Origin of the sequence: Corynebacterium bouchesdurhonense (assembly GCF_900078305.2) — a bacterium.
Lineage (GTDB): Bacteria > Actinomycetota > Actinomycetes > Mycobacteriales > Mycobacteriaceae > Corynebacterium > Corynebacterium bouchesdurhonense.
Genome location: NZ_LT546011.1, coordinates 1 through 6,161, shown reverse-complemented (window position 1 = coordinate 6,161; position 6,161 = coordinate 1). Strand labels below are relative to the sequence as shown.

Genomic DNA, 6,161 nt, shown 5'->3' with positions numbered 1-6,161 from the left:
CGTAGAGCGCCCCCCACCCCCGGCCGCGGGGCGGGCGGGCGTCGGGGAACGCGGCGGCCGTCTTGCCGGATTTGCCCACCTTGCGGGCGGGGGAGCCGGCCCAGCGCGCGCCCTTCTTCACGGGCTTGGCGCCGGTTACGGTGGAGCCGGCCTCCACGTGCGCGCCGGCGCGCACCTCGGTGCCGCCCATGAGGGTGGAGCGGGCGCCGATGCGGGCGTCGTCGCCAAGCACAACCGCCCCGACGTGGAACTCGTCGCCGTCCAGCCAGGTGCCGGAGAGGTCCACGCCGGGCTCCACGGCGGCGCCGGGGCCCACGGTGAGCAGGCCGCTTATGGGCGGGATGGTCTGAAAGTCCACGTCCTTGCCCACGCGGTTGCCCAGCATGCGCGCCAGCACCTTCACAAACGGCGTGGCGGAGATGTTCAGCGCGCCGGAGGCGGCCAGCCACTTCTCCGCGGCCCACATGCGCAGGTGCACCGCGCCGCCGCGCGGGTACACGCCGGGCGTCCCCCGCCCGCGTATGAGTCGCCCCCCCCCCCCGCCGATGGGCACGCGCCCGAGCGGGGTACACAGGACCAGCCAGGCGGCCACCACGGCCCACCACGGCGCCACCTGGCCGGCCAGGCACAGCGCCAGCAGCACCCAGGTGATGGCGGTGGCGGCGCGCAGCGTCATCACGGGCAGGAGCAGGAGCGTCTGGGCCGCGCGCGTGCCGGGGCCCACGGGCGAAACGGTCCGGTCGCGGGTGGTGGGGGAGGAGGTGGTGAGGGAGGCGTCGATAAGCGATGCCAAAGCCCCGAGGCGCGGGTGATCATACAAATCGCGCACGGCGAAGGTGGGCACGCGCTCGCGCAGACGCGTGACCAGCGTCGCGGCCGCGAGCGAGGTGCCGCCGAGGGAGAAGAAATCCGCGTCCGCGCCGGGCACGTCCACGCCGAGGACCTCCACCCACAACTCGGCCACCCACTGCTCGGTGGCGCTCAACCCAACCGCGTCCACCGACGCCGGCAGCGGCCACGGCAGGGCCATTTTGTCCACCTTGCCGGAGGTGCGCACGGGCAGCTCCTCCATCACGTGCAGCCGCGGCACCAGCGCCGCGGGCATCACCTCGGCCAGCTCCGAGCGCATCTCGGCCACGTCCAGTGCCACGCCCGCCTGCGGGGAGACGTAGCCCACCAGCACCTTGTCGCTGCTGGGCAGGGTCTGCACGGCCACGGCGGAGTTGTACACGCCTGGCAGCGCCGCCACGTTGGCCTCCACCTCGCCGAGCTCGATGCGCCTGCCGCCGATCTTCACCTGGTCATCCGCGCGGCCGATGAACGCCAGGCCCGCGTCGGTCACGCGCACGTGGTCGCCGGTGCGGTACGCCCGCTCCCACTCGCCCCAGCGGGCGTACTTCTCCGCGTCCTTGGCCGGGTCCAGGTAGCGCGCGAGGCCCACGCCGCCGATGATCAGCTCGCCGTCCTCGGCCACCGCCAGGTCCCAGCCGTCCAGGGCCCAGCCGATGGTCACGGGTGTGCCGGGTTCGAGCTTGCTTGCCGACGCCACCACCGTCGCCTCCGTCGGCCCATACGTATTCCACATCTCCCGGCCGGCCGAGAGCCGGTCCGCCAACTCCTGCGAGCAGGCCTCTCCGCCCACGATGAGCAGGCGCACGTTGTCCAGCGCCTCCGCCGGCCACAGGCCCGCGAGCGTGGGCACGGTGGACACCACGGTGATGTCGCGGCGGATCAGCCACGGGCCCAGGTCCTGGCCGGAGCGCACCAGCGAGCGCGGCGCGGGCACCAGGCATGCGCCGTGGCGCCACGCGAGCCACATCTCCTCGCAGCTGGCGTCGAAGGCCACGGAGAGCCCCGCCAGCACGCGGTCCTCCGGCCCCAGCGGTTCCGCCTGGCAGAACAGGCGCGCCTCGGCGTCCACGAACGCGGCCGCCGAGCGGTGCGTCACGGCCACGCCCTTGGGCGTACCGGTGGAGCCGGAGGTGAAGATGATCCAGCAGTCATCGTCCAAGTGGGGTTTTTGCTTATCGACGCCCCCTTGCCCGCCGCCAATCACCTGCAGGCCCGTGTCGTCGAACAGCGCGTCGATCTTGGCCTCGCCGAAGACGAGGTCCGCGCGCTCGTCCGGGTCGTCCGCGTCCACGGGGACGTAGGCCGCGCCGGCGAAGAGGGTGGCCAGGATGGCGATGTACAGCTCGCGCGTGCCCGACTGCATGCGCACGCCCACGCGCGACCCGCGCCCCACGCCTGCCGCGTGGAGCTCGGCCGCCTGCTCCTCAACGGCGTCGAGTAGCTCGGCGTAGGTGAGAATCGCGCCGTCATCAATCGCCGCCGCGTCCGGGTGCGCCTCGGCCGTGGCCAGGACGATGTCCACCAGGGTGCGCGGCTCGGCGGCGAGGGCGCCGCGGCGCAGCTGGGTGTTGGGGGTGTTTGTGTTCATGTTCATGGTGACAACAAAATCGTTGGAATTGGCAAAGGTTGGAGGATACCAACTAATTCCGGTGTGGTCGAGCCGGGCGGGGCGCGCGCCTGCGCCTAGTCCTAGCACGTCCTTGCACGTCCTAGCACGGTCACAGCGCCTCGGCCCGGTAGCATTGCCCGCATGGCTGGAGACACGTACGTTCCGCGCAGGCCCCCCGAGCTGCCGCGATCCTCCGGCCGCACCGCGCCCCAGCGCCCGCCGCGCCCACCCCGCAAACCCCAGTGGGTGTACATGGCGCGCCGGGCGGGCGCGCTGCTCATCCTTGCGCTGCTCCTCTTCGCCATCGTGCGCGCCTGCGGCGGCCCCGCGGATCCGGAGTCGCAGCCGGAACCCGCCACCACAACCACCGCTGCCGTGGAAACAACCTCCTCCACCCCGGCCGCGACCACCACGCAGGCCCCGCCTGCTCGCATCGAGGCGTCGCGCCCGCAGGAGATGGTGGTGCCGGCCATCGGCATGAAGGCCAAGTTCGAGGATGGGGACTGCCGCGTGGTCAAGGGCAACGTGGACCCGGACGGGCTGAACAAAGCGTGCGCGTACACGGCGCCGGATAAGCCGTACCAGCTGCCGGGCACGGACGCGGGCGACATTGTGGTGATCGCGGGCCACGCGGCGGCGGGCGTGCCGGCCGTGTTTGACAAGCTGTACAACCCCGCCGAGAACGCCCACACCCTGAAGATGGGCGACACCATGTACCTGCGCACCGCCGCCTCCGGCGAGTGGTGGCTGAAGTACGAGGTCACGGACTTGCATGACCCGATGAAGGACGCCCTGGCCAACGCCCCCGAGATCTGGGGCAATGACCCCACGCCGGGTCGCCTCGTCACCATTTCCTGCGTGCAGCCCACCAACCCGTTCGAGGATTCGGTGCGCAACGCCGTGATCGGCTGGCGCTTCGCGGGAGTGTCTGCCGAGCCCCATGACTAGGGCTTTCGCTTCTCGACGCCCCCCTTACGGGGGTAAACCGCACCCCAGACGCGACCGCATAAAAGTGTCGTGTGTGACGAATGTGAAAACAGTGACTAGGGTGGGTGCAAGTCTAAAGCCTGTATTGAGACTTTAGAGATCGTCTCGAACCCCACCCTGGAGAACACAATGAAGCGAAACGGCACGTCCATCACCGCCCTGGCTCTTGCCGGGCTTATCGTCCTCCCCCTCGCCCCGAACGCGGCGGCGCAGTCCTCCGTCGAGGTCGGCCCGCTCGGCCCCCTCGGCTCCTCCGCCTCGGCCTCCGTTGAGGGCTGGTCCACCCAGGGCGCGGCCGACGCCGGCGCCTCGGCCTCTGCAGGCGCGAACGGCTCCGCAGGTGCCAACGGCTCCGCGGGCGCGAACGGCTCCGCGGACGCTAACGCTGGCTCCTCCCTCGACGGCACCGGCAGCTCCCTGCCGTGGTACGAGGAGGGCAAGAAGGCCGGCGAGCTCAACGGCGAGACCTGGTGGTTCGCCTCCAACCCGAACTTCGTGGTGAGCCGCCCGGACCTGATCAAGGGCGTCGCGCTGACCGCGGGCGCCGATAACGTGCTCACCGTGCAGGAGTTTGCGAAGCAGCTGGGCAAGCTGCAGCCGGCCAACCTCACCTTCGGCCTCGACGGCGGTGTGGAGGGCGGCTCCTCCGCCTCCGACCTGGCCAAGGCCGCGGCGATCGTCCTGCCGGCCCTGCTGCTCATCGGCGGCGTGACCTGGTACCTCAACGCGGACGGCCAGACCTACGTCACCGACTCCTCCCGCACCAGCTCCACCCCCACTGCGGGCGAGCGCGAGGCCTCGGCCAACATGCTCTCCAGCAACCGCGCCGAGGTTGAGGCGCAGGCCAAGGCCCAGGCTGATGCCCAGGCCCAGGCACAGACCCAGCCGGTGGCGGACAGCTCCATCACCCTGGACCGCGGCATCACCGCCGAGACCGGCAACAACACCTTCGGCAAGGGCATCATCGCCCTGCTCCTCGCGTCCGTGCTGGGCGCCGCGGCCTTCGCGTTCGGCCGCCGCCAGCTGGTCTAGCGCCGGCGGGCGCGGAGGGTTGCGACATCCTGGCGGCTCCGACTGACCCTCCCCGAGGCCCGGAAACCTACATAAAGACAGGCACCCCAGTGCTCGCTGATGAGGCGGGCGCTGGGGTGTCGTCGATAAGCACTAGCTCTCTTCTTCGAGCACCGCTTTGGCCAGCTTCTTCAGGCTCTTGAGCTGCTTGGTGGTGGACATGTCCAGCGCGCGGTCCTCGGCGTCCGCGACGTCCTTGGCCAGCGACGAGTGCACCTTCGCGCCCTTTTTGGTGGCGGTGATGATCTGGCGACGGCGGTCATCAGGATCGCGGTCGCGCTTAACCCACTCGTGCTTCTCCAGCGAGTCGATGAGGCGGACCATGTCCGAGGCATCAATGGCCAGGACCTCGGAGAGCTGGCGCTGGGAGAGCGGCTCCTCGATCACGCAGCTTAGGATCCAGAACTCGCGCATGCTCGAATCGTGGCCGGCGAGGGTGCGCTCCACCTCGTCCTTGGTGTGGCGGCGCACGCGCTCGATTTGGAAGGACGGCGACTGCTTGAGCGCGCTAGGCAAGTCCATGGATTGGCCCATGCTGTGTAAGCGTAGGCGCAGAACGCGGGCAACGGAAACCATTTGCGGCCCCCATTGTTTCCGCGCCGTGAGCTACCCCGGCGCTACTCGTGAGCTACCCCGGCGCTACTCGGTGGGCAGGCCCGCCTCGAGCCAGGCGTCGGTGCCGCCGAGCACGTTCACCACGTTGTCCCAGCCGCGCGACTGCTCGAGGTACTCCGCCGCCTGCGCGGAGCGCCCGCCGAGGTGGCAGATGAGGTAGATGTCCCGGTCCGGGTCGATCTCGCCCGCGCGGGCGATGAACTCGCTTAGGGGGACGTTCACGGCGCCGGCGGCGTGCACGGTGGAGAACTCGGTTGGCTCGCGGACGTCGATAAGCTGAGCCCCCTGCGGGACCTCGGTTACTTGCACGTTTTTCATGGGGCCCGAGTGTACGGGTGTTAGCGTGGGGCGCGTGATTTCCCCGCTGCCCCGACACCGCGCGCGCCTGGCCCTTGTGACGCTGCTGCCGCTCGCCGCGTGCGCGGGGGAGCCTTTGGTTGAGCCTGCGCCGGAGGCGCCGCGGGTGAGCGCCGCCCCGCCCACCGTGGAGGAGGCGGTGCAGGATGCGGGGGAGGGTGTGCCGCAGGCGTGGCCGCTGGAGATGCGCATCCCCGCCGTGGGTATCCAAGCCACGTTCCAGCCCGAGGCCTGCGCCGTGAAGGGCGACGCCATTGCGCCGAACACCATGACGGAGGCGTGCGTGTACGTCTCGCCCGAGCGGCCCTACGAGCTGCCCGGTTCCGATGCGCCAGACATTGTGGTGGTGGCCGGCCACACCGGCGCCGGGGTGCGCGCCGTGTTTGACAAGCTGTACGACGGCTCCGCCGACACCCACACCGTGACCGTCGGCGACGCCCTCTACGTGCGCACCGCGGAAAGCGGCGAGCGGTGGTTGCGCTACCGCGCCACGGACCTGCACGATCCGGAGAAGGGGGCATTGCCTACCGACGCCTCCGTCTGGGGCGCCGGCCCCACCCCCGGCCGCCTGCTGACCATCAGCTGCATCCAGCCCGCCAACCTCCTCGCCCAGTCCGTGCGCAACGCCGTGGTGGGGTGGCAGTACGACGGTGTCGCGGGGGAGGGGGAG

Annotated in this window: 6 protein-coding genes; 3 read left to right on the top strand and 3 right to left on the bottom strand. The window is 70.8% G+C overall.

The genetic code is table 11. The annotated features are described in order from the left end of the window. Positions 1–2,440, bottom strand: a 2,440-nt coding sequence (locus BN4252_RS00030) for a non-ribosomal peptide synthetase (RefSeq protein WP_143341126.1), incomplete at its 3' end; no start/stop codon positions are given. A gap of 162 nt (positions 2,441–2,602) precedes the next feature. On the opposite strand from BN4252_RS00030, the gene BN4252_RS00025 reads away from it, so the two are divergent. Both BN4252_RS00025 and BN4252_RS00020 read left to right on the top strand, forming a co-directional pair. Beyond that, the gene (locus BN4252_RS00025) at positions 2,603–3,409 is read left to right on the top strand and encodes a sortase family protein (protein ID WP_230208515.1); all 807 of its coding nucleotides are present in this window, start codon (positions 2,603–2,605) and stop codon (positions 3,407–3,409) included. 168 nt (positions 3,410–3,577) lie between these two features. Continuing rightward, positions 3,578–4,480, top strand: coding sequence for a hypothetical protein (locus BN4252_RS00020; RefSeq protein ID WP_066523906.1), 903 nt, complete (start codon positions 3,578–3,580; stop codon positions 4,478–4,480). Positions 4,481–4,612: 132 nt separating this feature from the next. Here the strand turns inward: BN4252_RS00020 and BN4252_RS00015 are convergent, their stop codons facing one another. Next, the gene (locus tag BN4252_RS00015; protein ID WP_066523903.1) at positions 4,613–5,053 is read right to left on the bottom strand and encodes a MarR family winged helix-turn-helix transcriptional regulator; all 441 of its coding nucleotides are present in this window, start codon (positions 5,051–5,053) and stop codon (positions 4,613–4,615) included. A 105-nt stretch (positions 5,054–5,158) separates the two neighbouring features. Beyond that, positions 5,159–5,452, bottom strand: coding sequence for a rhodanese-like domain-containing protein (locus BN4252_RS00010; RefSeq protein ID WP_066523902.1), 294 nt, complete (start codon positions 5,450–5,452; stop codon positions 5,159–5,161). Between the two features lie 34 nt (positions 5,453–5,486). On the opposite strand from BN4252_RS00010, the gene BN4252_RS00005 reads away from it, so the two are divergent. Further along, on the top strand, positions 5,487–6,161 hold a 675-nt coding region (locus BN4252_RS00005; protein WP_187370898.1), incomplete at its 3' end, for a sortase family protein.

Excerpts from the sequence above, each read along its gene's own strand:
- BN4252_RS00020 (WP_066523906.1), top strand. The coding sequence starts at position 3,578 with ATGAAGCGAAACGGCACGTCCATCACCGCCCTGGCTCTTGCCGGGCTT.
- BN4252_RS00015 (WP_066523903.1), bottom strand. The coding sequence starts at position 5,053 with ATGGGCCAATCCATGGACTTGCCTAGCGCGCTCAAGCAGTCGCCGTCC.
- BN4252_RS00010 (WP_066523902.1), bottom strand. The coding sequence starts at position 5,452 with ATGAAAAACGTGCAAGTAACCGAGGTCCCGCAGGGGGCTCAGCTTATC.
- BN4252_RS00025 (WP_230208515.1), top strand. The coding sequence starts at position 2,603 with ATGGCTGGAGACACGTACGTTCCGCGCAGGCCCCCCGAGCTGCCGCGA.